Origin of the sequence: Amycolatopsis sp. 195334CR, from assembly GCF_017309385.1 — a bacterium.
In the GTDB taxonomy this organism is placed as follows: Bacteria; Actinomycetota; Actinomycetes; order Mycobacteriales; family Pseudonocardiaceae; genus Amycolatopsis.
Genome location: NZ_JAFJMJ010000001.1, coordinates 3,775,182 through 3,798,005 on the forward strand (window position 1 = coordinate 3,775,182; position 22,824 = coordinate 3,798,005).

21 protein-coding genes and 1 pseudogene are annotated in these 22,824 nt (G+C 70.4%); 11 read left to right on the forward strand and 11 right to left on the reverse strand.

What is annotated here, in order from left to right:
* The first annotated feature begins 170 nt into the window (after positions 1-170).
* Positions 171-998, forward strand: a complete 828-nt coding sequence (locus JYK18_RS18535) for a nitroreductase/quinone reductase family protein (protein WP_206803224.1) — start codon at positions 171-173, stop codon at positions 996-998.
* 42 nt (positions 999-1,040) lie between these two features.
* Here JYK18_RS18535 and JYK18_RS18540 read toward each other — a convergent pair whose 3' ends face one another.
* Positions 1,041-1,769, reverse strand: a complete 729-nt coding sequence (locus tag JYK18_RS18540) for an SDR family NAD(P)-dependent oxidoreductase (RefSeq protein ID WP_206803225.1) — start codon at positions 1,767-1,769, stop codon at positions 1,041-1,043.
* A 58-nt stretch (positions 1,770-1,827) separates the two neighbouring features.
* On the opposite strand from JYK18_RS18540, the gene JYK18_RS18545 reads away from it, so the two are divergent.
* Positions 1,828-2,421 (forward strand): TetR/AcrR family transcriptional regulator, encoded by a 594-nt coding sequence (locus JYK18_RS18545; RefSeq protein ID WP_206803226.1) that lies wholly within the window; start codon positions 1,828-1,830, stop codon positions 2,419-2,421.
* Between the two features lie 11 nt (positions 2,422-2,432).
* Here the strand turns inward: JYK18_RS18545 and JYK18_RS18550 are convergent, their stop codons facing one another.
* The 4 genes from JYK18_RS18550 to JYK18_RS18565 all read right to left on the reverse strand — a co-directional run bounded on the left by JYK18_RS18550 (position 2,433) and on the right by JYK18_RS18565 (position 8,380).
* Positions 2,433-2,570, reverse strand: coding sequence for a hypothetical protein (locus JYK18_RS18550; RefSeq protein ID WP_206803227.1), 138 nt, complete (start codon positions 2,568-2,570; stop codon positions 2,433-2,435).
* Between the two features lie 656 nt (positions 2,571-3,226).
* Entirely contained in the window at positions 3,227-4,306 is a 1,080-nt protein-coding gene (locus JYK18_RS18555) for a LacI family DNA-binding transcriptional regulator (protein ID WP_206803228.1), read from the reverse strand.
* A 9-nt stretch (positions 4,307-4,315) separates the two neighbouring features.
* Positions 4,316-5,803 (reverse strand): radical SAM protein, encoded by a 1,488-nt coding sequence (locus tag JYK18_RS18560; protein ID WP_206803229.1) that lies wholly within the window; start codon positions 5,801-5,803, stop codon positions 4,316-4,318.
* On the reverse strand, positions 5,804-8,380 hold the full coding sequence (locus tag JYK18_RS18565) for a glycosyltransferase (protein WP_206803230.1): 2,577 nt from the start codon (positions 8,378-8,380) through the stop codon (positions 5,804-5,806). It lies immediately after the preceding gene.
* A gap of 80 nt (positions 8,381-8,460) precedes the next feature.
* Here JYK18_RS18565 and JYK18_RS18570 point away from each other — a divergent pair, with 80 nt between their 5' ends.
* Positions 8,461-9,627 (forward strand): MFS transporter, encoded by a 1,167-nt coding sequence (locus JYK18_RS18570; RefSeq protein WP_242579239.1) that lies wholly within the window; start codon positions 8,461-8,463, stop codon positions 9,625-9,627.
* Here JYK18_RS18570 and JYK18_RS18575 read toward each other — a convergent pair.
* Positions 9,619-10,062 (reverse strand): hypothetical protein, encoded by a 444-nt coding sequence (locus JYK18_RS18575; protein ID WP_206803232.1) that lies wholly within the window; start codon positions 10,060-10,062, stop codon positions 9,619-9,621. The two genes, JYK18_RS18570 and JYK18_RS18575, sit on opposite strands and share 9 nt — an antisense overlap.
* 52 nt (positions 10,063-10,114) lie before the next feature.
* Between JYK18_RS18575 and JYK18_RS18580 the strand changes: the two genes are divergently transcribed.
* Both JYK18_RS18580 and JYK18_RS18585 read left to right on the forward strand, forming a co-directional pair.
* Positions 10,115-11,374: an MFS transporter gene (locus JYK18_RS18580; RefSeq protein ID WP_206803233.1), complete on the forward strand. Its 1,260-nt coding sequence runs from the start codon at positions 10,115-10,117 to the stop codon at positions 11,372-11,374.
* Between the two features lie 193 nt (positions 11,375-11,567).
* Positions 11,568-11,756, forward strand: a complete 189-nt coding sequence (locus tag JYK18_RS18585; protein WP_206803234.1) for a hypothetical protein — start codon at positions 11,568-11,570, stop codon at positions 11,754-11,756.
* 166 nt (positions 11,757-11,922) lie between these two features.
* Here the strand turns inward: JYK18_RS18585 and JYK18_RS18590 are convergent.
* Positions 11,923-12,762: pseudogene (locus JYK18_RS18590) on the reverse strand (family 16 glycosylhydrolase); the annotation flags it as partial.
* A 205-nt stretch (positions 12,763-12,967) separates the two neighbouring features.
* On the opposite strand from JYK18_RS18590, the gene JYK18_RS18595 reads away from it, so the two are divergent.
* Positions 12,968-13,924, forward strand: coding sequence for a glycoside hydrolase family 6 protein (locus JYK18_RS18595; RefSeq protein WP_206803235.1), 957 nt, complete (start codon positions 12,968-12,970; stop codon positions 13,922-13,924).
* Here the strand turns inward: JYK18_RS18595 and JYK18_RS18600 are convergent.
* Positions 13,921-14,508, reverse strand: coding sequence for an SMI1/KNR4 family protein (locus JYK18_RS18600; protein WP_206803236.1), 588 nt, complete (start codon positions 14,506-14,508; stop codon positions 13,921-13,923). The genes JYK18_RS18595 and JYK18_RS18600 overlap by 4 nt on opposite strands.
* 82 nt (positions 14,509-14,590) lie before the next feature.
* Between JYK18_RS18600 and JYK18_RS18605 the strand changes: the two genes are divergently transcribed.
* The 4 genes from JYK18_RS18605 (at position 14,591) to JYK18_RS18620 (ending at position 18,645) form a co-directional block, all read left to right on the forward strand.
* Positions 14,591-15,172, forward strand: coding sequence for a TetR/AcrR family transcriptional regulator (locus JYK18_RS18605; protein WP_206803237.1), 582 nt, complete (start codon positions 14,591-14,593; stop codon positions 15,170-15,172).
* Positions 15,169-16,719, forward strand: a complete 1,551-nt coding sequence (locus JYK18_RS18610; RefSeq protein WP_206803238.1) for a carboxylesterase/lipase family protein — start codon at positions 15,169-15,171, stop codon at positions 16,717-16,719. Before JYK18_RS18605 ends, JYK18_RS18610 begins: the two co-directional genes overlap by 4 nt.
* A gap of 83 nt (positions 16,720-16,802) precedes the next feature.
* Positions 16,803-17,813, forward strand: coding sequence for a YhjD/YihY/BrkB family envelope integrity protein (locus tag JYK18_RS18615; RefSeq protein ID WP_206803239.1), 1,011 nt, complete (start codon positions 16,803-16,805; stop codon positions 17,811-17,813).
* A 103-nt stretch (positions 17,814-17,916) separates the two neighbouring features.
* Entirely contained in the window at positions 17,917-18,645 is a 729-nt protein-coding gene (locus JYK18_RS18620; protein ID WP_206803240.1) for a GAF and ANTAR domain-containing protein, read from the forward strand.
* Positions 18,646-18,648: 3 nt separating this feature from the next.
* On the opposite strand, the gene JYK18_RS18625 is transcribed toward JYK18_RS18620, so the two are convergent.
* The gene (locus JYK18_RS18625) at positions 18,649-19,047 is read right to left on the reverse strand and encodes an ATP-binding protein (RefSeq protein ID WP_206803241.1); all 399 of its coding nucleotides are present in this window, start codon (positions 19,045-19,047) and stop codon (positions 18,649-18,651) included.
* Positions 19,048-19,161: 114 nt separating this feature from the next.
* A complete protein-coding gene (locus JYK18_RS18630; protein ID WP_206803242.1) occupies positions 19,162-20,592 on the reverse strand; it encodes a glycoside hydrolase family 76 protein in 1,431 nt (476 codons plus the stop codon).
* 100 nt (positions 20,593-20,692) lie between these two features.
* Between JYK18_RS18630 and JYK18_RS18635 the strand changes: the two genes are divergently transcribed.
* Positions 20,693-21,787 carry an MsnO8 family LLM class oxidoreductase gene (locus JYK18_RS18635; RefSeq protein WP_307795948.1) on the forward strand — a complete coding sequence of 365 codons (1,095 nt, stop codon included), beginning with the start codon at positions 20,693-20,695 and terminating at the stop codon, positions 21,785-21,787.
* A 274-nt stretch (positions 21,788-22,061) separates the two neighbouring features.
* On the opposite strand, the gene JYK18_RS18640 is transcribed toward JYK18_RS18635, so the two are convergent.
* Positions 22,062-22,817, reverse strand: coding sequence for a group II truncated hemoglobin (locus tag JYK18_RS18640; RefSeq protein WP_206803244.1), 756 nt, complete (start codon positions 22,815-22,817; stop codon positions 22,062-22,064).
* Between the last annotated feature and the right edge of the window lie 7 nt (positions 22,818-22,824).

Sequence of the window (22,824 nt, forward strand, 5' to 3'; positions counted from 1 at the left end):
AGGCGTGAGCCCTCGGCGGGCGAGAGCCCCGCCCCGCTGCTTTTTCTACCCCGGTCCTCCGCGTGACTGACGCGACGCCCGTTTCTGCCTTCTCCTAGCTCCTTTGTGCCTTTTCCTGTCCGCCGGTGTCGGCGGTAATTCGTCCTGCCCGAAAACTACGAAAGAAGCGTATGCCCAACGATTTCAACCAGCCCGTGATCGACGAGTTCCGCGCCAACGGCGGCCGCGTCGGTGGTTACTTCGAGGGAGCGAGGCTGCTCCTGCTGACCACCACCGGCGCGCGCTCCGGCAAGCCGCACACCGTGCCGCTCGCCTACCTGCCCGACGGGGCGGAGCGCCTGCTGATCATCGGCAGCGCCGGGGGCGGGCCCCGGCATCCCGCCTGGTACCACAACCTGCTGGCCAATCCGCGGGCCACCGTGGAGACCGGGGTGTTCACCTACGAGGCCGAAGCCACCGTGCTCGACGGCGCCGAACGAGAGGAGATCTTCGCCCGGGCCGTCGAAGCCGACGAGGGCTGGGGCGACTACCAGAAGAAAACCAGCCGCGTGCTGCCCGTGGTGGCGCTGACCGAGGTGGCGGGCGGTCCGCCGAACGCGTCCTCGCCCGGGGCCGCCCTGAAGCTGGTGCACGACGCGTTCCGGCGGGAGCTTTCCTTGATCCGCAAGGAATTCGCCGACTCCGGTGCTTCGCTCGGCGTGCAGTTGCGGATGAACTGCCTGACCCTGTGCCAGGGCCTGACCTTCCACCACACCGGCGAGGGCACGGCCCTGTTCCCGTACCTCGTCGACCGCTATCCGGAACTGGCGCCCACGATCGACCGGCTGAACCAGGAACACGAGAAGATCGCCGCGCTCATCGAGGAACTCTCGGCCGTGGTCGGCGCCGACCACCCGGACACCCTGTCCGTGCTGCCCGAAGTCGAGCGGCTGACCGAGGAGCTGGAGCGCCACCTGACCTACGAGGAGGCCCAGCTCATCCCGCTGCTGGACGCGTGACCATCCATTGTGGACCTGTTGGTTGACAACTGAAGAGTGGTTTCAGACCGCCGAATAACCACCGTCGACGGAGAGCAGGGCGCCGTGGATGTTCGCGGCGCCGTCCCCGGCCAGGAAGAGCACGGCCTGCGCGATCTCCTCCGGGGTGCTCGTCCGGCGGGACGGGGTGCGGGCGATCAGCGGCGCGATGTGCTCGCTCCAGCCCGCCGTCTTCTCGGTGGTCGTCGGGCCGGGGGCGACGGTGTTGACCCGCACGCCGGACGGGCCGTACTCGTCGGCCCACGACTTGGTCAGCGAGTGCACCGCTGCCTTGGTCGTGCTGTACAGCGCCGATCCGGCGCTCCCGGCCAGTCCGTTGATCGAACCGAGGTTGATGATGGCGCCGTGGCCGCGCTCGGCCATGCCCGGTGCGAGCAGGCCGGTCAGCAGGAAGGCGGCCTTGATGTTGACCGCGAGCGCGCGATCGATGGTGTCCTCGGTGACCTCGGCGGTGGGGGCCGGGGCCAGCAGCATGGCGGCGTTGTTCACCAGGATGTCGACCGGTTCGGTGGCCAGCGCGCGGGCCGCGCTCAGGCCCTCGGCCAGGTCGGCGCGGACGAAGGTGGCCTCGCCGCCGGCCTCGGCGATGCCCGCGACGACCTTCTCGCCGCGGGTGGTGTCACGGCCGCTGACGATCACGCGGGCGCCCTCGGCCGCGAGCGCGCGAGCGATGGCGACGCCGATGCCGTCGGTGGATCCGGTGACCAGTGCGGTGCGATTGCTCAGGTTCATGCCCCGAGCCAACGCCGATTAAAATGGACCCGCAAGTCCAGAAAAGGGGAGGGTCCCGATGAAGCTGACCGCCAAGGGCGCGGCCACCCGGCAGCGCATCGTCGAGGGTGCCGCGGCCGAGATCCGCGAACACGGCGTCGCCACCACCACCCTGGACGACGTGCGTGCGCGGACCGGCACCAGCAAGAGCCAGCTCTTCCACTACTTCCCGGGCGGCAAGGAGGACCTGCTACTGGCCGTGGCACGGTACGAGGCCGACCGTGTGCTGTCGGACCAGCAACCACAACTCGGAGACCTGGGCTCGTGGCCCGCCTGGCAGGCGTGGCGGGACAAGGTGGTGGCGCGGTACCGGAAGCAGGGGCAGCAGTGCCCGCTGAACGTGCTTTTCTCGCAACTGGGGCGCAGCACTCCAGGCGCACAGGCGGTGGTGACCGAACTGATGCTCCAGTGGCAAACCGAGCTGACCGCGGGGATCCGCAAACTGCAAGCCACCGGTGCCGCCGATCCCACCACCGATGCCCCCAAAACCGCCGCCGCCCTCCTCGCCGGCATCCAAGGAGGCGTCCTACTCCTCCTCTCGACGGGCAGCACCACCCACCTAGAAGCCGCCCTCGACGTAGCCATCGAAAACCTACGCCACCATTCCCCCTAACCGGGCCCAGCTCACCTACCCTCGCCCTCGCCCTCGCCCTCGCCCTCGCCCTCGCCCTCGCCCTCGCCCTCGCCCTCGCCCTCGCCCTCGCCCTCGCCCTCGCCCTCGCGCGTGCCGTGCCGTGCCGCTCCATGCCTTCGCGGCCCCACCCTCCCGGCCCCACCCTCCCGTGTCGCCCACGCGCGTGCCGCGCCGCTCCTTGCCTTCGCGGCCCCACCCTCCCGGCCCCACCCGGCCGTGCCGCCCACGCGCGTGCCGCGCCGCTCCCTGCCCTCCCGGCCACCCTGCCGACCTCACCCCCCGTGCCGCCCACGCGCGTGCCGCGCCGCTCCTTGCCTTCGCGGCTCCACCCCGCCTGCCCCGCCCTGCCGGGGCCGCTCGCCTACCGCGTCGCGCCACCCCCGCCCGCTTTCGTCGCCCTCGCACTAAGCCAGGCTGCTCGCGGGGTGATCCATGTTCCTCGCCGCGCCACTACTCACCGCCAGCCGCGCCGCTCCTGGCCCACCTGCCGCCGAGCCCGCTGCCCGCAAACCGCCGCCCGGCTCCGGGCCGCCTGCCGAGCTCATCCATGTCCCCTCCGCACCGTCCCCAATCACCCGCCGTACCACCCCACGGCACTGCCGACCCGATTCACCTCACCCGCGATCCCGACGGAATGCGGGCAGATACGTCCCACAGCGACCGAGTCCCTCGCAACGCCGCCCCGGGACACCAACCCCCCGAACCACCAAGAAGCCCCACCCACCCAGAAGCCCCACCCACCCAGAAGCCCCACCCACCCAGAAGCCCTACCCACCAAGAAGCCCTATCCCACCGGCCCAGTAGACCCCCGCACCACCAACTCCGTCTCCAACACCACCGGCCGACCCACCCCCCGCCCCGCCAGCAAATCCAGTGCCATCCGCCCCGCCGCCCGCCCCTTACCTGCCAAGTCCTGCCGCACGGTCGTCAGCGCCGGAGTGCTCCATCCCGCCTCGTCCGTGTCGTCGAAGCCCAGTACCGACAGGTCCTCCGGCACCCGCAACCCCAGCTCGCCCGCCGCCGCCAGGGTGGCGATCGCCAACTCGTCCGACATGCACAGCACAGCCGTCGGCCGGGGGGTCGTTTCCAACACGGCCCGCGCGCTCACCTGCGCCTCCGCCCGCGAAAGGCCCGAGGTCTCCCAGATCGGCACCGCACCGGGATCGACGCCCGCCGCCGAGAGCGTGTCCAGGTACCCGATCATCCGCTCGCGGTTGTCCCGGAACCGGCTCCGCCGCGCGTCCTCCAGCGACAACGGGCCGCCGCGCGGGGTGGAAAGGCACTGCGAGGACAGGATGCCGAACCGCCGGTGCCCCAGGTCGAGCAGGTGCCGGGCGGCAGCCGCGGCACCGGCGCGGTCGTTGATGCCGACCACCGCCGCGCCCGCCACCACCGGCTGGTCGATCACCACCAACGGCAACCGGCGCTGCTTCACCGCCTTCAACGCCGGGGCGCCGTCGGCGAGCGAGTACGCCACCGCGAGGTCGGCCTGCGCGGCCAGCACCCGCTCCGCCCGCGGACCGCCGTCGTCCCCGCCGGGAAGGAGGAGCAGCGCGTAACCCTCGGTGTCCACTTCGGTCGACAGGGCGTCCAGCGTGATGGACAGCGCCGGGTCGGAGAAGGCCGCGCGCAGCGGCGTGTCGAGCATGAACGCGATCGCCCCGGTGCGGCTGGTGGCCAGGCTGCGCGCCACCGGGTTCGGCCCCGGATACCCGAGGCGGCGGGCCGCCCGCAGCACCTCCTCGCGCAACTCGGCGGAGAGCTGGTCGGGCCGGTTGAACGCGTTCGACACGGTCGCCCTGGACACGCCGACGGCCTCCGCCACGCTGTCGAGCGTCGGCTTCCGCTTCCGGGGGGCAGGCACCCCGGTAGCTTACGGTGACAACGCGGGGGCGAGCTCGCTCGTGGCGTCGAGTTCGGTGTTGATGATCGCCTCGACCAGCACCTCACCGTCCGGCGTCAGCTCGACGCGCCCGGCCCGCTCGTCGAGCCGGAGCAGGCCGCGCTCGGCCAGCGAGGCGAACTGCGCGCGCCACGGCTCGGCGAACAGCGAACTGCCCGGGAAGCGGCTCCGGTGCAGACCGTCGTCGAGTGGCTGCAAAGTGGACAGAGCCATCTTGATCGCCCGGGCCTCCTGCGCGGAGGCGGAGAAGCCGGTCGCCGAGCCGAGCGGGATGCGGCCCGCCTCCACCGCCTCGGCGTACCGCTTCCAGTGCACGTCGGTGATCGCCTCGGAGGCACGGCAACTGGAACTGCCGCCGAGCCCGATCGCCACCTCGGCCTCCTGCCGGTCCTGGTCGACCATGATCGACTTCCACTTCTCCGGCCCGAGCCCGTCCCTGGCGAAGTACATCGTCGGGTGCTCGGTGTACCCGCCGGCGCGCAGGCCCTCGGTGAGCACCTCGCGCATCTGGTATTGCTCACCGAGCGGCGGCCAGCGGTGCCCGGCGGCCACCAGCCGGTCGCGGTAGTCGGGCAGCTGCCACGCGGCCGGTTGCACCCCGGCCACGCCGGTGCGGGTGTCCGTGTAGGACTTGAGGTGCAGCTTGGTGCACACCACCGCGGTCGGCCGCTCGGCGAGCACGATGTCCAGATCGCGCCGCACGCTGTCCACGGTCTGGTCCAGCAGCCCGTACATCAGGTCGATGCTGATCCAGTCGAAGCCGGTGCGCTGCGCGTTGCGGATGAACTCGACGCACATCTCGGCGCTGTGCTCCCGGCCGGACTGGTGCAGCACCGGATCGTCGAAGGACTGCACGCCACTGGACAGCTTGGTGCAGCCCAGTTCCGCGAGCAGTTCGAGCTTGTCCGGGGTGAACGTGCTCGGGTCGCCCTCGAAGCGGATCGTGGTGTCCGGGCCGAAGCCGAAGTTCTCGCGGTAGAACTCGAGCAACCGCCGGATCGCGTGCTTCGGCAGCAGTGACGGCGTGCCGCCGAACACGTTGAACTCGCCGACCGGCGCCGAGGCCAGCGACGGCACCTGATCGAGCCACAACCGCGCCTCGCGGATGTTCCAGTCCACCCACTGGCTCGCCTTGGCGTCGGTCACCTCGGGGCTGCCCTTCACCAGCACCACCGGGTACTGGCAGAACCGGCAGCGGTAGGCGCAGGTCGGGATGTAGGACCACAGGTGGATCGGCGCCGAGTCGGCCAGCTGCGCTTCCAGGTCGGCGAGGAAGGACTCGGGGGAGTAGTCCGGTTCGTTGCCGGGGAAGACGTGCGCGCCGAACGGATCCTCGACCACGTACTCCAGCAGGTGCCGGTTGGCCGGGGCGGTGAGCGCGTCGAGCACGGCCGGGACCGGGGCGCTGGGGTCGGTTTCCCGCAGGGAGGCCAGCGCCTGCTCGTAGGTCATCGTCATTCAGAACACCCCTCCGTTGCCGAAGTAGTTGTGCGCTTCACCCGATTCGCGGTCCTCGCAGTAGTACTTCACGAACTCGGCGAACCGCTCGGGCGGCACGTCGTCGAAGCACGACGGCAACGGGGGCGGGTAGCCGATGTCCTCGCCGACCGCGGCCCGCAGGCACGCGAAGAGTTCGTCGGCGAACTCGAAGTACAGGCGGTAGCAAGGGGTTTTGTACGAGTGGATCGGGGTGAAGTCGGTGACCCGCATCTCCTCCTTGAGCTCGGCGATCCGCCTGCCGAGGCGGTCGGCGAGGTCGGCGCCGAAGAACTCGATCACCGCGTCGTCGTCGAGCAGGGACGGGGTGAGCAGCACCGGGAGAATGGTGTTCTTCGGCGTGAAGTCCTTGATGGAGAACTCCCACGCCTGCCGGGCTTCCGCCTCGGTGAGGTCCGATTCGCGGGCGGGTTTCGGGTCCTCGACCCGGATGTCGCGCATCACGATGATGCCGTCCGAACCGTAGGCGCGGCCGGTGATCACCTCGTCGATGGCGTGGTCCACCCGGCGCGGGTTGATCTCCACCCGCGATCTCGGCGCGTACAGGATCTCCTCGCCGGAGCCGCGCACCTTGATGCCGAAGTCCCAGTCGTCGGACAGGTGGTTGACGAACTTCCCGTCCTGCAGCTGGTAGAAGACCTCGATGCCGCCGACGCGGTCGTAGGCGTCGCGGTCCACGGCGAAGCCCTTGCCGTCGGGGAAACCGCCGAACAGCGCGAAGGTGACCGCCCGGCAGCGCAACGTGCGGGAGATCGCCTCCCACAGGCGCGGGCGGCCGGTGAAGTGCTCGGGCGAGTAGTAGTAGTCGCAGACGCCGATGGCCGCCTTGCCGGATTCCATCGCGGCGAGCAGTTCCGCCAGCCAGTCCGGGTCGACGCGGCAGTCGGCGTCGGCGGAGACCAGCAGGAACCGGTCGTCCGCGCCGCGGTTCTTGCTGCGTGCGCTGGCGAAGTTCATCCCGGTCCGGCGGGCGGTGGACACGCCCTGCTCCGGTTCGGGCACCACGTGCAGGGCCAGCTCGGGGTGCGCTTCGGCGAACCGGTGGGCGATGGCCACCGTGTCGTCGGTGGAGTTGTTGTCCACCAGCACGACCTCGTACGCCGAGCGGTCGATGCCGTGCTGGTGGTAGAGCGAGTCCAGCACCGCGGGCAGGTTCGCCGCCTCGTTGTACACCGGGAGCACCACGCTGAGCCGGGTGTGCTCGCCCATCGGCGCGAGGAACAGCTCGTCGAGGAGACGCTCGGCCCGCCCTTCACCGAAGTGCCGTTGTCCCAGCGCGTAGTTGTGCTCCGCCATCTTCGCCCTTTTTGTCTCGTCGCGGATCAGTTCGGCCACCTCGTCCACAAAGGACTGGGTGGGCAGGTCGTGCCGGCGCACGTCCAGCACCGGCGCGCGGAAGCCCTTGTCGCCGTAGACCGTCTGGTACAGCTCGTACCGGCTGGTCAGGTACGGCACGCCGGAGGCGATGGCCTCGCCGATCGGGTTGCCGTAGCTCTCGTAGTCGTAGGAGGTGAGGAAGGAGACCAGCTGGGCGTGGGCGAGCAGGTCGCGCACGGAGTACCCGGGCCTGCCGAGCTCGGCGTCGTGCGGGGAGAGGCGGCCGCCGAAGACCACGCGGTCGCGTACCCCGAGCCGGACCGCGAGCTCGCAAAGTCTGGTGAACTCACCAGGGTGTTCGGCCGGATCACCGGCGACGAACAGGTGGGTGCCGGGCAGCGCGGCGATCAGGTGCAGATCGCGGTCGACGCGCTTCTGCGGCACGATCCTGGTGAACCGGGCGATCAGCGGCACGTGCTCGGGAATGCCGTGCGCGGCACGGAAACCGGCGTTGTGCTCGGTGATCTCGGCCGGCCGGTGGGTGAAGGTGTTCGGCAGCACGCTGAGCCGGCGCAGGTGCGGGGCCCACTCCAGCGTCCGCCGCCGCGCCTCCTCGTGCAGGGCGACGTAGTGGATGAACGGGCTGTGCACCGGGGCCGGGGTGTGCGGATAGGGGAATTGCCCGTACTTACCGCTGCTCGGCTCACTCTGCCACATCAGATCGTGGTCGCGCCAGAGCACGAAACAACCCAGCCGATGGCGGTTGCCGTATTCCTCGATCGCCTGGTAGAGCGCGCGCGTGTAGATGATGTTCTCGGGCAGCGTGCCATTCTCGACGAGAACGAAAGAAATGCCGAGTTCGGTCCACTTGTCCAGTATTCGGTCACGCAGGGTGGCGGTCACCGAATTCATCACCGACCGTAGTCGCGAGTCGTCGCCGCGGCCGATCACCTCGGCCAGCACCGCGGTGACCAGTTCCGGGGTGTAACCGTCGATCCCTTGTACAGCGCCGATCCGGTCCAGCTGGATCCACTCGGGAAGCAGGTCGGCCTCGTCGGTGTAGGGCCGGAAGAAGGCGTTCTTGTCCGCCTTGATGTCGTACCCGAGGTCGAGGTGCACCCGAATTCCCCGGTCGTGGAAAAAGCGCGCGGTCTTGACGAACTCGACGATCAATCCGGAGATCGGTGTGCCGTCGAACGAAATTCCCCAGAGGGTGGTCATGGGCTCGCGCTCACTCCCTCGGTCGGGTGGGGTTAATGTTACGGGCGAATACGCCGGTTCGCACCCAGGAGGAGTTCGGCTTGCCTTCGTCGCGCACCGCGGTCGCCGTCGCGTTCGTGGTCAATGGAGCGCTCTACGGCTCGTGGGCGGCCCGCGTGCCCGCGCTCGCCGAGCAGGCCGGCGTGGGGACCGGCGGGCTCGGGCTGGCGCTGCTGGGCCCGAGCGTGGCGATGATCCTGACCGCGTCACCGGCGGCGAAGGCGTGCGCGCGCTGGGGTGCGCGGCCGGTGCTCGCGGTCTGCCTGCCCGCCGCCTGCCTGCTGCTGCCGCTGCTCGGGCTGGCTGGTTCGGTGTGGACGCTCGGGCTGGCGCTGGCCCTGCTCGGCGGCCTGATGGGGGCGGTGGACGTGTCGATGAACATCGGCGCGGTGGCCGTGGTGCGGCAGCTGGACCGGCCGCTCATGCCGATGTTCCACGCCGGGTTCAGCTTCGGCGGGCTGGCCGGTTCGCTCGGCGCCGCGGGGGCGGCGGCGCTCGTCGTCGAACCGGCGGTCCAGTTCGGTGTGGTCGGTGCCGCGGGACTGGCGGCGGTGGCGGTGACCGTGCGTGCGGTTCCCGGTGAGCGCCCGGCCGCCGGGGAACGCCCGGTGGGTGGTTACCGACAGGTGATGTCGCGCGGCCGGTTGTGGTTGCTGGCCGGGGTCGCGGTGTGCGCGGCGGTCGCGGAGGGTGCCTGCGCGGAGTGGTCGGCGTTGTTCCTGGTGGACGCGCGCGGTTTCGGCGAGGCGGGCGCGGCGGCGGCCTACTCGGTGTTCGCCGTGGCGATCGCGGTGACCAGGCTGACCGGCGAACGGGCGCAGCGGCGGTTCGGCCCGTACCGGTTGCTGGTGGGCAGCGGGGCGCTGGCCGCGTTCGGCGTGTTCCTGGCCGCCGTCGTGCCGTCCGGGGTGGCGGCCTACCTCGGCTTCGGGCTGGCCGGGATCGGGCTCGCGTTCTGCTTCCCGCTGGCGATGGACCTGGCGGGCGCGGCAGGCCGTGAGCCGGGTGGCACCGGTGGTGAGCGGGAGCTGGGCTTTGTCACCACGGTCGCCTACGCGGGACTGCTCGGCGGCCCGCCGGTGATCGGCGGCGTCGCCACGGTGACCGAACTGCCGGTGGCGATGGCGGTGGCCGGGGTGGTCGCGCTGCTCATCGTGCCCGCCGCGCTGGCCGCCCGCCGGACGAGCCCCGCGCCGGTTTCAGGCTGACTCGAGTTCGTGCGCCAACCGGGCCAGCCCGGTCTTGATGAGGCGCCCGTACTCGTCGTCGGCGAGCGCGTCGGCGGCGGCGAGACCGAGGTCGAGGTGTTCGCGCGCCAGGGAAAGCTCGCCCGCCCGGCGGTAGGCGTCACCGAGGTTCACGTGCAGCGACGGGTAGAACGCCCGCACCGGCACGATGGAGCCGACCTCGGTGGGCCGTTCGTCCGTGATCGACGAGGCCAGTTCGAGTGCGACGAGGTCCCAGCGCAGTTCCTCGCGCACGTCTTCCTGCTGGTCGGCGAGGTGGTGCGCGATCATGCAGCGGTGCAGGGGATCCGTGGTCTCCGCCCACAACTCGGTGAACTGCTCGCGGGCGGCTTCGCGGTCGCCGCGCACCGAGAGTTCGATCGCGGCACCGATCCGGGGCATCATCTCCTCGGTCACCGGGATCCTCCCGTCTCGACAGGAACCCAGTTTACTTGCGAGAGTGGCGATCATGGGGTTTCGGCGGGTGTTGGCGGGCAGCATGGCCGGTGCCGTGCTCGAGTGGTACGACTTCGCGCTGTACGGGTTGCTCGCGGCCACCGTGCTCGGGCCGCTGTTCTTCCCCGGCGACGATCCGGTGGCGAAACTGCTGCTCGCACTGGCCACCCAGGGGCTCGGGTTCGTCGCCCGCCCGCTCGGCGGGGTGGTGTTCGGCCACCTCGGCGACCGGTTCGGCAGGCAACCGATGCTGGTGATCACCTTCGCCATGCTGGGGTCGGCGACCGCGGCCATCGGCCTGCTGCCGACCTACGCCGACGCCGGGCTGCTCGCGCCGGTGCTGCTGGTCGTGCTGCGGATGGTCCAGGGCTTCGCGCTGGGTGGGGAATTCGGCGCGGCAGTGCTGCTGGTCAGTGAGTACGGCGAACCGCGCCGCCGCGGGTTCTGGGCTTCGTGGCCGCAGGCCGGGGCGCCGGCCGGCACCGTGCTCGCCACCGTGGTGCTCAGCGTGATCGGGAGCTTCACCGACCTCGGCGACTGGGGCTGGCGGCTGGCCTTCCTGCTCGCCCTGCCGTTGCTGGTGGTCGGGTTCTGGATCCGGCGCGGGGTCGAGGAATCACCGGTGTTCCAGGCCGCGCGGGCCGGGGCGGCGAAGGTGCCGCGGTCGGGTGTGCTCGAAGCGCTGGCGCGGCCGAAGTCCGTGCTGCGCGGGCTCGGCATGCGGCTCGGCGAGAACATCGCGTTCTACATCTACACGGTGTTCGTGGTCGCCTACGCCACGACCTACTTCGACTTCGCCCGCAACGAGGTCATTCTCGCCGTCACCTTCGCCTCGGTGTGCCAGCTGATCGGCATGATCGGCGGCGGCTGGTGGTCCGACCGGGTCGGGCGCCGCGTCGCGATGCTGGTGCCGACGGTCGCCCTGCTGGTCTGGGCGCCGGTGTTCTTCTGGCTGGTGCACTGGGAAAGCCTGCCGTTGCTGTGGCTCGGCGTGTGCGTCGGCGCGTTCTTCCACGGCCTGCTCGCCGGGCCCGAAGCCGCCTGGATCGCCGAACTCTTCCCGACGCACTGCCGGTACGCCGGCTCTTCACTGGTGTTCCAGGGTTCGTCGATCATCGCCGGGGCCCCGGCGCCGCTGATCGCCGTCGCACTGGTCGACGGCATCGGCGCCGGGGCGGTCGTCGCCTACCTGGTGGTGACCATGGTGATCACCGGCGTCGCGGTGCTGAGCAGCCGCGAAACCCGAGGCACCGACCTCAGCGAGATCCGGTGACCAGCGAGTGCCAGGCGCGAGACACAGTTTGGGCGAACTACTCGAAAGGATGAGGCTTTCGCGGGTGTCCCTCCTCGGCAGTCTGGTCTCGCAGCCAGTCAACAGCTGATACAAGCGGAACGAGGGTGAGCCCAGAGCCGAAAGATCTTTCATGCCCAGACGTTCTTCCTGCAGTCCCGTTTCCCTCTACCGCTTGGACGCCGAACTGGTGGAGTCGTTCAGGGTGCAGGGTGTCCGCGGTCAGCGGCCGTACGTGGTCGGCGCTGATTTCGAACTGGCCGACCTCATCGAGCCGCTCGCCGGGATTCCGTTGGCGGAGCGAATGGCGACGCTCACCCCCGCCCGGGTCATGGCCTGCGGCGATCAATCCGGCGAGACCTGAGGCGCTGCGGCAACTGCACGGCAAATCCCCGCGGCGGCTTCAGATGACCTTGCGGTTCGCCGAGATTCCGTACGTGCCGAAGGTCAGTGGGCACTCTGCCGCCGCGTAGTCAGGGCCGCTGAGGTGGCCGACCTGTCCAGGCAGGCCACCTCAGCGGCGAGACTCAGTTGGTCACCCGCACGTAGTCGACCACCAGCTGCTGCGGGAACTGCGTGTTGCCGTCCGGGTTGCCCGGCCAGTCGCCGCCCACCGCGAGGTTCAGGATCATGAAGAACGGGTGGTCGAACACCCAGCGGTTGCCGTTCAGATCGGCCGGCGTCCGGGTCTGGTACGCGTTGCCGTCCACCGACCAGGTGATCTTGTCCGGCGCCCAGTCCACGGTGAAGGTGTGGAAGTCGTCGGAGAAGTTGGGGCCGTTGTAGACGCCGCCGATGCCGCCCGCGCCCGAATAACCCGGGCCGTGCAGGGTGCCGTGCACGCTGTTCGGCTCGAAGCCGACGTTCTCCATGAAGTCGATCTCACCGCAGTTCGGCCAGCCGTTGGTGCCGATGTCCTCGCCCAGCGCCCAGAACGCCGGCCACATGCCCTGCCCGCGCGGGAGTTTCATCCTGGCCTCGAACTTGCCGTAGGTCTGGGTGAACTTGCCCGCCGTGTTCAGCCGCGCCGAGGTGTACTCGCACCGGCCGTACCAGCAGTTGTAGTCGGCGGGATTCTCCTTCTTGGCGGTGATCACCAGATTGCCGTTGCCGTCGAGCGCGGCGTTGTTGGTGCCACTGGTGTAGTACTGCCGCTCGTGGTTGTTGCCGCCGTTGTCGCCGGTTTCCAACTGCCACTTGCCGCCGTCGACACCGCTGCCCGCGGCACCGTCGAAATTGTCCTCGAACACCACGGCCGCCGGTGCGGCGGGCTCGGCGTTGCTCAGCGGTACGGTCAGCACGCCGGCGGTGGCCAGCACCGCGAGCGGTACCAGCAGCCGGCGCGCGGCTTTCGACATCTTCGTTGACATCAGCTCTCACCTCGTGGGGACGCGGGTGGGGGCGGAGCTCCGTTTGTTGCTAGCCACAACAAATTAGCCCGCGATCGTCGGTGGAGACAAGGCTTGCGGGTGGAAAATTTCTGTCCTGATTTCTGACAAATGTCATCTGGGCGGCGGCCGGGGCGCGTGCCACGATCGAATCCTCCCCCTGTTCCCTGCCTGCCAGGAGATTCCCGTGCGCCGTCTTGCCGCTGCACTCGGCACCCTCGCCCTGTTGGTCACCGCCGCCCCGGTGGCCGCGGTCGCCGCCGAGGGCAATCCGCTGGAGAAGACCAACGGTTTCTACGTCGACCCGGACTCCAACCCGCGCCGGTGGGTGCGCGACCACCCCGGCGACTCGCGGGCGGCCAAGATCAGCCAGGCGATCGCCGACAGACCGGGCGCGCGCTGGTTCGGCGACTGGAGCGGCGACATCCACACGGCCACCGACCAGTACACCTACGCCGCCGACGTGGTCGACAAGCTGCCGGTGCTGGTGGCGTACAACATCTTCGGCCGTGACTGCGGCAGCCATTCCGGTGGTGGCGCCAAATCCGAGGCGGAGTACCGCACCTGGATCAGCGCGTTCGCCAAGGGCATCGGCGGCAAGCCGAGCGTGGTGATCCTCGAACCGGACGCGCTCGCGCAGCTCGACTGCGTGCCGGAGGCGGGCAAGCAGGTCCGCCTGAGCCTGCTGAAGTACGCCACCGAGCAGCTGCGGACCTACGCCACCAACACCTGGGTCTACCTCGACGCCGGGCACTCCGGCTGGCACCCGGCCGCGACCACCGTGCAGCGCCTCGTCGACGCCGGCGTGGCCAACGTCCGCGGTTACTCGCTCAACGTGTCGAACTACCACACCACCGCGAACAACGTGACCTACGGGAACGCGGTGAAGTCCGGCCTGGCCGGGCGCGGGCTGACCAAGACCTTCGTGGTGGACACCAGCCGCAACGGCAACGGCCCCGGCAGCGACTGGTGCAACCCGGCCGGGCGCAAGCTCGGCGTCCCGTCCCAGCTCGGCGGCGGCTCGGAGCTGCTGCTGTGGGTCAAGGTGCCGGGTGACTCCGACGGCGACTGCGGGATCGGCGCCGGTGTCCCGGCCGGTCAGTTCAGCCCGGAAATCGCCGTCCGCCTGATCGACGGGGTCTAGGTCAGACCACGCACGTCCCAATGCCGCTTGCCGCCGCGTGACTCGACTTCGAGGTCCGCGGCGGCGAGCGCGCGCAGGTAGGCGTCGGCGCCGGGCGCGAGAACGCGGCGCTCGTCCTCGTCCGGCCCCATGATGATGAACTGGCCGTGTGTGCCGCCGTCGAGCGGCGCGGTGTCCACCGCGATCGCGTTGCCACCGCCGTCCCGGGCGATCGGCAGCCAGCCCGGGATCCAGTACTGGCAAGCCACCTTCTCCGGTTCCGGCACGGTGACCGCCTCGGCGTGGTCGGCCATGCCGTCCGGCCCCTCCTGTTCGGCCAGTTCCTGCCAGATCCGCCATTCCGCGACGGCCCCTTCGAGCGGCAGGAAGCGGTACCTCGGGAGCACAAGAGCGCCGTCGTCCGCCTGGCCGTCGGCGAGCCGGTAGAGCGCCTCCACCTCGGTGGGCAGGGTGATCCCGGTTTCCCGCGTCAGCGCGGCGAAGTCCGCGTCGGACGCGCCCGGCCGCAGCGTCTCGCGCACCGCGAAGCCGTGTCCCTCCAGCACGTCCAGCCAGCCGGACCAGGACTGCTCGATATCGCTCATGTCGTTCCCCCATTTGCGCGTCGGTGACGGTGCAGGGTAGCGTCTTGCTCAGTTGAGCAAAAACTAGCTTGAGTGAGCAACGATGGCATCCGTGACCGAGCAGGCCCGCCGCAAGCAGATCGTCGACGCCGCCGTGGCGGTGATCGCGGCCGAGGGCTACGCCAAGGCCTCCTTCGGCCGCATCGCCAAGCAGGCCGGGTTGAGCAGCACCGGCTTGATCTCCTACCACTTCGCGAACAAGCGCGAGCTGATGGAGGAAGTGGTCCGCGCGGTACTGGCCGAGTTCACCGAGTTCGTGCTGACGCGCACGGACACCGCCGAGGGGCCGGCCGCCCAGTTGCGGGCGTTCATCACGGCGAACGTGGAGTTCGCCGGCACCCATCGCACCCACCTGCTGGCCATGCTCGACGTGGCTCGCGCCGAACCGGGCGAGGGCCCGGATCCCTTGCTGGAAGCGGATTTGCGCGGCCTGGCCGAGTTGCTGCGCGAAGGCCAGCGGCTGGGGGAGTTCCGCGAGTTCGATCCGGTGGTGATGGCGGTGGCCATCCGCTCCGCGCGTGACGGCCTGCTCCTCCGGTTGCGTGCCGAGCCGGAGTTGGACCTGGCGATCTACGCCGAGGAACTCGGCACCCTGTTCGATCTCGCGACCCGGAGGACCCGATGAGGATCGCCGCCGCGCTCGCCGCGCTGCTCCTGCTGACCACCGCCTGCGCCGCACCGGAACCGGCCGGCAGCGCCAGTCCCGAGGCCAGTCCGGCCGCCGGTCCGGTGCGCGGTGTGGTGACTGAACACCAGCGCCAGTTCCTCGGCATTCCCTACGCGGCGAAGCCGGTGCGCTGGCAGGCACCGCAGCCCGCCGAACCCTGGACCGAAACGCGTGACGCCACCAAACCGGGCAGCCTGTGCCCGCAGGAGGGCACGGAGTACGCGAAGACCAGCAGCACCAACGAAGACTGCCTGTTCCTCAACGTCACCGCGCCGAACACCGGCGAGGACAAGCCGGTGCTGGTGTGGATCCACGGCGACGGCGTGGTCGGCGGCGGCAGCATGTTCGACCCGGCCGCCCTGGTGCGCACCGGCGACGTCGTGGTGGTCACGGTCAACTACCGCCTCGGCGTGTTCGGTGCGTTCGGGTACCCCGGCCTGACCGGTTCGGGCACCTTCGGCCTGCAGGACCAGCAGGCGGCGCTGCGCTGGGTGCGGGACAACATCGAGGCGTTCGGCGGTGATCCCGGCAACGTCACCCTGTTCGGCGAGTCGTACGGCGCCCAGTCGGTGAGCGCGCACCTGCTCGCGCCGGCGTCGGCCGGGTTGTTCCACAAGGCCGTCATGCAGAGCCCGATGACCCTGCTGGACATGCCTGCCGGTGCGCTGATGCCCGGCCTCGAAGCCGGGCCGTGGCTGGCCTGGCGCAGCACCGAAGAGGTGACCGGGGTCGGCACCGCGATGGCCGCGCAGTTCGGTTGCGCCGACCCGGCCACCGCGGTCGACTGCCTGCGCGCGCTGCCGCCGGAGCAGCTTTTCCCGCTGATGCGGGTGTTCCAGGCCGTCGCCTACGGCAACGAGGTGCTGCCCGACGCGCCGGACGCCGGGTACGAACAGGGGAAGTTCCACCAGGTTCCGGTGTTGCTCGGCATGACCCGCGACGAGCACCGCGCGTTCGTCGGCCTGTTCTACGAACTGGCCGGGCAGCCGGTGACCGCCGAGCAGTACCCGCAGTTGCTGCGGGCCGCGTTCGGGGACAAGGCCGAACAGATCGCCGCGGAGTACCCGCTGAGCCGGTTCCCGTCGCCGGGTGTGGCCTGGGCCGACGTGCTCACCGATCGCCTGTGGGCGTCGGGGACGGACCGCCTCGCGAACCTGATCAGCGCGCGGAATCCCTTGTACACCTACGAATTCGCCGATCGCGAAGCACCGTCGTACCTGCCCTTCCCGGACACCTTCCCGACCGGCGCCTACCACGCCGCCGAAGTGCCGTACCTCTTCCGCGACGCCGGTTTCGAACAGGACTCGACGCCGCCGCAGAAGGAACTCTCGGAGAAGATGATCCGCTACTGGACCGGTTTCGCCAGGACCGGCGTGCCCGCCGGGGACGGCCTGCCGGAGTGGCCGCGCCGCGCGACCCAGACGCTCGCCCCCGGCCCGGACGGCATCCGGCCCGCCGACTTCGCCCGCGACCACCGCCTCGACTTCTGGGCCACGCTCCGGTAGATCCGCTCCGGACGGCGCGCGATCCTCCCTCATCCGGGCGGGTCGTGCAGACTTCCGGCCGCCGCAGCGGTTAGTAATGGTCCGTGCACAATCTTCCCGCGCGGCTCCGTGCCCGCTACCGGTCGATCGACCACCTCTTCCGTGCGGTCGACCGGTACCTCGGGTACCACGGCTACCACTACGTCGCCTCGATCACCTACTTCAGCCTGCTGTCCGTGGTGCCGATGCTGATGGTGGCGTTCTCGGTGGCCGGGTACGTGCTCGCCGGGCAGCCGGAACTGCTGAAGGAGCTGTCCGACGGCATCCTGCGCGTGGTGCCCGGCCCGCTCGGCGAGGGCGTCGGCGAACTGCTCGGCAAGCTGATCGAGCAGCGCACCTCGGTCGGCGTGTTCGGCCTGCTGATCGGCCTGTACTCCGGCTGGAACTGGATCAACTCGCTGCGGGACGCGCTGACCGCGATGTGGGACCAGGACCGCACCGATCCGCCGTTGCTGCAGATGATCTTCAAGGACTTCCTGGCGCTGCTGAGCCTGGTCGCCGCGCTGATCGTGTCGTTCGCGCTGACCGTGTCCGGCGGGGCGTTCGGGGACTGGCTGCTGCGGCTGACCGGCCTCGACCACACCGGCTGGGCCGCGACGCTGCTCGGCATCGGCTCGGTGGTGCTGGCGCTGCTCGCCAACGCGCTGGTGTTCCTGTGGGTGCTGGTGAAGCTGCCGCGGCAGCCGGTCGGCACGCGCAGCGGCGTCCGGGGCGCGATCGCCGCCGCGATCGGGTTCGAACTGCTCAAGCAGGCGGGCGGGATCTACCTCCGGCTGGTGAGCAGTTCACCGACCGGTGCCGCGTTCGGCTCGGTCATCGGCGTGCTGGTGTTCATCTCGCTGGTGTCGCGGATGCTGGTCTTCCTCACCGCCTGGACGGCGACGGCCCGCGACGCCCCGGTCACCGTGCGACCGCCGTCGCCGGTGGTGATCCGGCCGGTGCTGCCGCCGCGGCGCACGGCGTCGGCGCTGCCCGCGGCCGCCGGTGTGCTCACCGGTGTGATCGCCACCCTCGGCGTGCAGCGACACCGTCGTCGCCGTCGCGGTCTCGGCTAGTATCGCGTGCGGTTCCGTTGAGACGCAGCGGCCGAATTTCGGATCGAAGTCCGGGTTCGCACGCGTCCGCGGGCTCCCGGCGACGGCTGGGAGCGGGATTGAGATGGAAACTGTGGAGCAGTCCTTGAGACACTTGGACGAGGTCACCGGGGCCCTGGAAGATCTGGCCGCCGCGCTCGGCGACGCCGACGAGATGGGCCCGGTGCTGCAGGCCGTCTGCGAGCAGGTGATCCGCGTGGTTCCCGGCGCGGACGTCGCCAGCATCACCCTTCGCTCCGACGGCGGGTACCGGACCGCCGCCTCGACCGATCAGCGCGCCGCCGAGATCGACGGCAAGCAGTACGAGCAGGGCGACGGCCCGTGCCTGCGCGCGATGGAGAGCGGCAAGGTGGTCCGCGTCGAGGTGGAAACGGCCGTGGAACTGTGGCCGGAGTTCACCGCGGTGGCCCGTGAACTGGGCATCGGCAGCTACCTGGCCTCGCCGCTGACGGTGGATTCGGACTTCGTCGGCGCGATCAACCTCTTCGGCTTCGGTGCGCACGGCTTCCGCGAACTCGACGAGAAGTACCTGGAGATGTACACCGTCATGGTGGAGACCACGGTGCGCGGCACGCACCGGTACCTCCAGGCGAAGGAGCACATCGCGCAGCTGCGCCGGGCGATGGAGTCGCGCGCGGTGATCGAGCAGGCCAAGGGCATCCTGATGGCGGCGCGCGGGATCTCCGCGGACTCCGCGTTCCGGGAGCTGGTGAGCCAGTCGCAGCGGGAGAACGTCAAGCTGCACACGATTGCGGAGAAGTTCGTCGCGCAGATGTCGGCCGAAACGTCCTGAGTCTCAGGCCGGCGGCAGGTCCTTGACCAGGCGCACGGTGGTGCCACCGGCGCCGCCTTCGACGGTGACCTTGTCCATCAGCTGTTCCATGATCCGGCGGCCGTGGCCACGGGTGCCGCGGTCCAGCGGTGGTGGCCGCCAGGTACCGCGGTCGCTGACCACGATCTCCAGCCGGTCCACCCCGAACGTCGCGTGCACCAGCACCTTGTCCGGGCCGGCGCCGCGGTAGCCGTGCTCGATGGCGTTGGCGCAGGCTTCCCCGGCGGCGATCAGCACGTCCTGCACGTCCTCGGCGGGCAGTCCACCGGCGGTGAGCCAGGCACGCAGCGCGTGCCTGGCCGGAGCCAGTGCCGCCGGGTCGGCGGGCAGGGCGTCGGAGTACACCGCCTCGTTGTCCCGCACAACACCACCTCGGCAGGGAGAAACCGCCGGTTTTCCTTGCTGGTAAGGAAATCACCCGAACGGTCGCTTTTCTGCGAGGCTACGCGCCGGGTTGGTGGCGCGCAATTCGGGCGGTCACGGGGTGGCGTTGAGCAGGTCGAGCGCGCTGTGCTGGCGGGCGGCGTCGGCCACGTCGAACGGGCCCGCCCACCGGAGTCCGTAGGTGTTGAGCGCGGTCCGGTTGTGCGCATAGGCGGAATCGGCCTGTCGCCGCAGGTAGGTCGTGTAGGGACGGTCGGGCAGCGCGGTGTTGAGCTGGCCGAGCCCGCGGGTGAAGGCGCCCTTGAAGCTCGGCCCGTCGGCGGCGCAGTTCGCCGGTTCGCACGGGTCGCGCAGGATGCCGCCGGGGTTGAGCGTGCCGTCGGTGGTGGAGGCGTTCGCCAGCTGGCGGGCCCTGGTCAGCAGGCCGGCGTCCCCGGTCGCGCGGTGCAGTTCGGTCAGCCCGGCCACCAGGACGCCCTGGTTGTAGGACCAGACCGGCTTGCCGTCGTTGACGCAGGAGCTGGTCAGGCCGTCGTTGACCAGGTTCGACGAGTTGATCATGCCGCTGGCGCTGAACCAGGCCCAGCCCGCGCTCGCCCGCTGCCGGAACACCGTGTCGCCGGGGATCCGGTTGTGCAGGGCGGCGTTGAGCTGGATGTAGAGGGAGTTGGTGATGGCGTTCTTCACCGGCCGGTCGGTCCGCCACCACACCCCGCCGCGGCACACGTTGTCCCAGTAGGCGTGCATGTGCTCGGCGTCGATGCGCGCGGTGGTCAGGTAGCGGCTGTCGCCGGTCAGGTCGTAGGCGGCCACCCAGGCCAGGCCCCACCAGCCGGTGTCGTCGAGGTACTCGTTGCGGAACTCGCCGCCCTGCGCGGACCGGTTGCGGTCGTAGGTGTTCGCGATCGCGTACCGGTAGCTGTCCATCCCGGACACGCGGATGCCGTCGATGATGCCGGTGAGCGCGTTCGCCGCGTTCCACCAGCCGGTGGTGCGGAACAGGCCGGTCCCGTTGTCGTAGAACTGCATGAGCCCGGTGGCCGCGGCGGTGCGCCGGTCCCAGGCGTTCCACGTGGTCCGTGCCCACGCGGTGCAGGCGATGGCGTTCTGACCTGCCGGTTTGCCGCAGGCTCGCAGGGCGCCGACCCCGCGGTTGGCCCAGTCGTCCACGTTGTACATCAGCGTGCGCCAGCCGGTGGCCCCGGCCGGGACCTGGGTGGCGCCGAGCTTGCTGCCCGAGGCCCAGGTGTGCCCGCCGTCGAAGGAGCGGTCGAGCCAGACCTCGTCGCCGCCGGTGCCGCCGGACACCGAGGCCCAGCCCATCGCGGCGGAGTCGTCGAAGAGCAGGGCGTACCTGCGACCGGCGAGGTCCGCGGTCACCGCCTGCCGGGGTTGGGGCGCGAGCGCCGGGTCCCGTGGTTCGCAGTACTTGTTGCAGATGGCCGCCGCGGCCTGCGCGGGCACGGCGATCGTGGTGAGCAGGACGGCCGCGGACACGACGGCGCCGAGCAGTGATCTCGCCATTGAGACCTCCGGAAGGGGAAAGGGGAGCACTTCGGACGGTAAGCAGGCGATAACCCGGGGTCAACGGGAATGTCCGGTACTGACTGGCGTTGGAACCGGTGTGACCATTCCGGACCGGTTGTCGGTGCTCGACCGCTCGCCCATGCCCCATGGCTCGACCCATGCGGCGGCGCTGCGGGACACCGTGCGGTTCGCCGTGGAGCTGGAGGAGTTGGGGTACCACCGGTTCTGGGTGTCCGAGCACCACTCGGTGCCCGGGATCGCGGGCTCGGCGCCGACCGTGCTGGCGGCCGCGGTCGCGGCGGCCACGTCCCGCATCCGCGTCGGCACCGGTGGGGTGATGTTGCCGAACCACCAGCCGCTGGTGGTCGCCGAGCAGTTCGGCGTGCTGGAGGCGCTGCACCCGGGCCGGATCGACATGGGGCTGGGCCGTTCGGTCGGCTTCACCGGCGGCATCCGGCGCGCACTGGGCCACGACAAGGCCGACGCGGAGGCGTTCCCGGCTCAGCTGAGGGAGTTGCTGGGTTATTTCACCGGGGACCAGGACGTGCACCCTTCGGTACACGCCCGCCCGACCGAGGGGTTGTCGATCTCGCCCTTCGTCCTGGCCACCGGTGCGGGCGCCGACAATGCCGCCGACTTCGGCCTGCCCCTGGTGATCGCCGCCATCGGCGGTGACGACCGCATGGCGGAGACGATCGAGCGGTACCGCACCCGATTTCGTCCGGGCCCGTGGGGCTCAGCGCCCTACGTGGTGGTGAGCCGCGCGGTCGCGGTGGCGGAGACGCGTTCGGAGGCCCGGGACCTGCTGGTCTCGGAGGCTTGGTCGAGCGCCTACTCGCGCACGCGCGGAGAGTTCCCGCCCCTTCTCTCCCCGGCGGACGTGGCCACCCTCACCATGACGGACCGCCAACGCGAGTACTTCAACGACTCCCTACGGGGCCAGATCTACGGAACCGCCGACGAAGTGACCGAGGCGCTCGAAAAGCTAACCCACCACACCACCCCGGACGAACTCCTCATCACCACCAGCGGCTACGACCGATCCGCCCTCCTCGACTCCTACCGCCGACTGGCCGCCCTCCACGCCACCGCCACAACCACCGCAGCCCACACCACCACCACCACGGCCCGCACCACCACCACGGCCTCCCCCACATCCGCGGCCCACCTCACCTCCGCAACACAGCTCTAGCCCTCGGCCCGCCCACAGGTCAGCCCACCGTCCGGATCCAGGCCGCGCTCCCGACCCGGGCCTTGCGCAGCCCTGACCCCGCAGCCCGGCTCGGCCGCGGCTCACGCTGCCAGCCGCGGCCCCGGCTCACGCCGCCAGCCGCAGCCCCGGCTCGTGCTGCCGTCCGCGCCGCGGGTCTCGTGCGCCCCAAGCCCAAGCCCAAGCCCAAGCCCAAGCCCAAGCCCAAGCCGGGGTCGGGGTCGGGATCCCAACTCCAGCCCCAGGGCGGGCGGGCCTAGCTCGGCTGCCAGGGGCGAATCGCGCCCCAGCCCCATCGGGGCATCGGCTCATCGGGGTTCGGCTTGGCACCCGGCTGGGACAGCACCAAAGCCATCCGACTGCCCCATTCCACGTAAGCCGCGAAGGCCGAGCGGAACTCCGGATCGCCGGGCAAGCCGACCTCGTCGGCGGTGTCCATCAGCAGCGTGACCCACCGCCGCCGCTGCGGTTCGGTGAGCGCCCGGCCGAGATGCCTGCCGACCATTCGAGCGTGTCCGCCCACGTACGCCTCCGGCCCACCGAACACCTGGCCGAGCCACGTCGCGACGTGCTTCGCGTGGTCGGGGTGCATGTCCGCGAACACCGGCGCCAGCACCTCGTCCTCGGGCACCCGCTGGTAGAACGCGGTGAACAACTTGTCCAGCGCCTCCGCCCCGCCCGCCCATTCGTACAGCGTCGGCACGGCGGCGCCGTCGCCCTCGATACCGATCTGCCGGTAGTGCCGCATTTCCTCGATACAGGGCACGTAGTCGCGAATTTCCGCCAGGAATTCACCGAACAACGCGCTACCCCGGAAGCCCTCGAGGTGGTCACGCGTGGACGTCCAGCGAATGCGCAACACGTAGCACTCGCCATCCTTCTCGCACTGGGTCAGTTCGTAGTCGACGCACTGCGGTGCCCGGCTCAACGGCACCGCCGCACGGCGGTAGGCAGCTTCGAAGGCGCCGGCCCGCTCGCCCGGCACGCGGTAGCGGATGTATTCGACGATCACCGCCTGA

What these genes read in the sequence shown, in the direction of transcription:
- JYK18_RS18620 (WP_206803240.1), top strand. Translation starts at nt 17,917, where the DNA reads ATGGAAACTGTGGAGCAGTCCTTGAGACACTTGGACGAGGTCACCGGG.
- JYK18_RS18610 (WP_206803238.1), top strand. Translation starts at nt 15,169, where the DNA reads ATGAGGATCGCCGCCGCGCTCGCCGCGCTGCTCCTGCTGACCACCGCC.
- JYK18_RS18600 (WP_206803236.1), bottom strand. Translation starts at nt 14,508, where the DNA reads ATGAGCGATATCGAGCAGTCCTGGTCCGGCTGGCTGGACGTGCTGGAG.
- JYK18_RS18580 (WP_206803233.1), top strand. Translation starts at nt 10,115, where the DNA reads ATGGGGTTTCGGCGGGTGTTGGCGGGCAGCATGGCCGGTGCCGTGCTC.
- JYK18_RS18565 (WP_206803230.1), bottom strand. Translation starts at nt 8,380, where the DNA reads ATGACCACCCTCTGGGGAATTTCGTTCGACGGCACACCGATCTCCGGA.
- JYK18_RS18545 (WP_206803226.1), top strand. Translation starts at nt 1,828, where the DNA reads ATGAAGCTGACCGCCAAGGGCGCGGCCACCCGGCAGCGCATCGTCGAG.
- JYK18_RS18535 (WP_206803224.1), top strand. Translation starts at nt 171, where the DNA reads ATGCCCAACGATTTCAACCAGCCCGTGATCGACGAGTTCCGCGCCAAC.
- JYK18_RS18605 (WP_206803237.1), top strand. Translation starts at nt 14,591, where the DNA reads ATGGCATCCGTGACCGAGCAGGCCCGCCGCAAGCAGATCGTCGACGCC.
- JYK18_RS18540 (WP_206803225.1), bottom strand. Translation starts at nt 1,769, where the DNA reads ATGAACCTGAGCAATCGCACCGCACTGGTCACCGGATCCACCGACGGC.
- JYK18_RS18560 (WP_206803229.1), bottom strand. Translation starts at nt 5,803, where the DNA reads ATGACGATGACCTACGAGCAGGCGCTGGCCTCCCTGCGGGAAACCGAC.
- JYK18_RS18630 (WP_206803242.1), bottom strand. Translation starts at nt 20,592, where the DNA reads ATGGCGAGATCACTGCTCGGCGCCGTCGTGTCCGCGGCCGTCCTGCTC.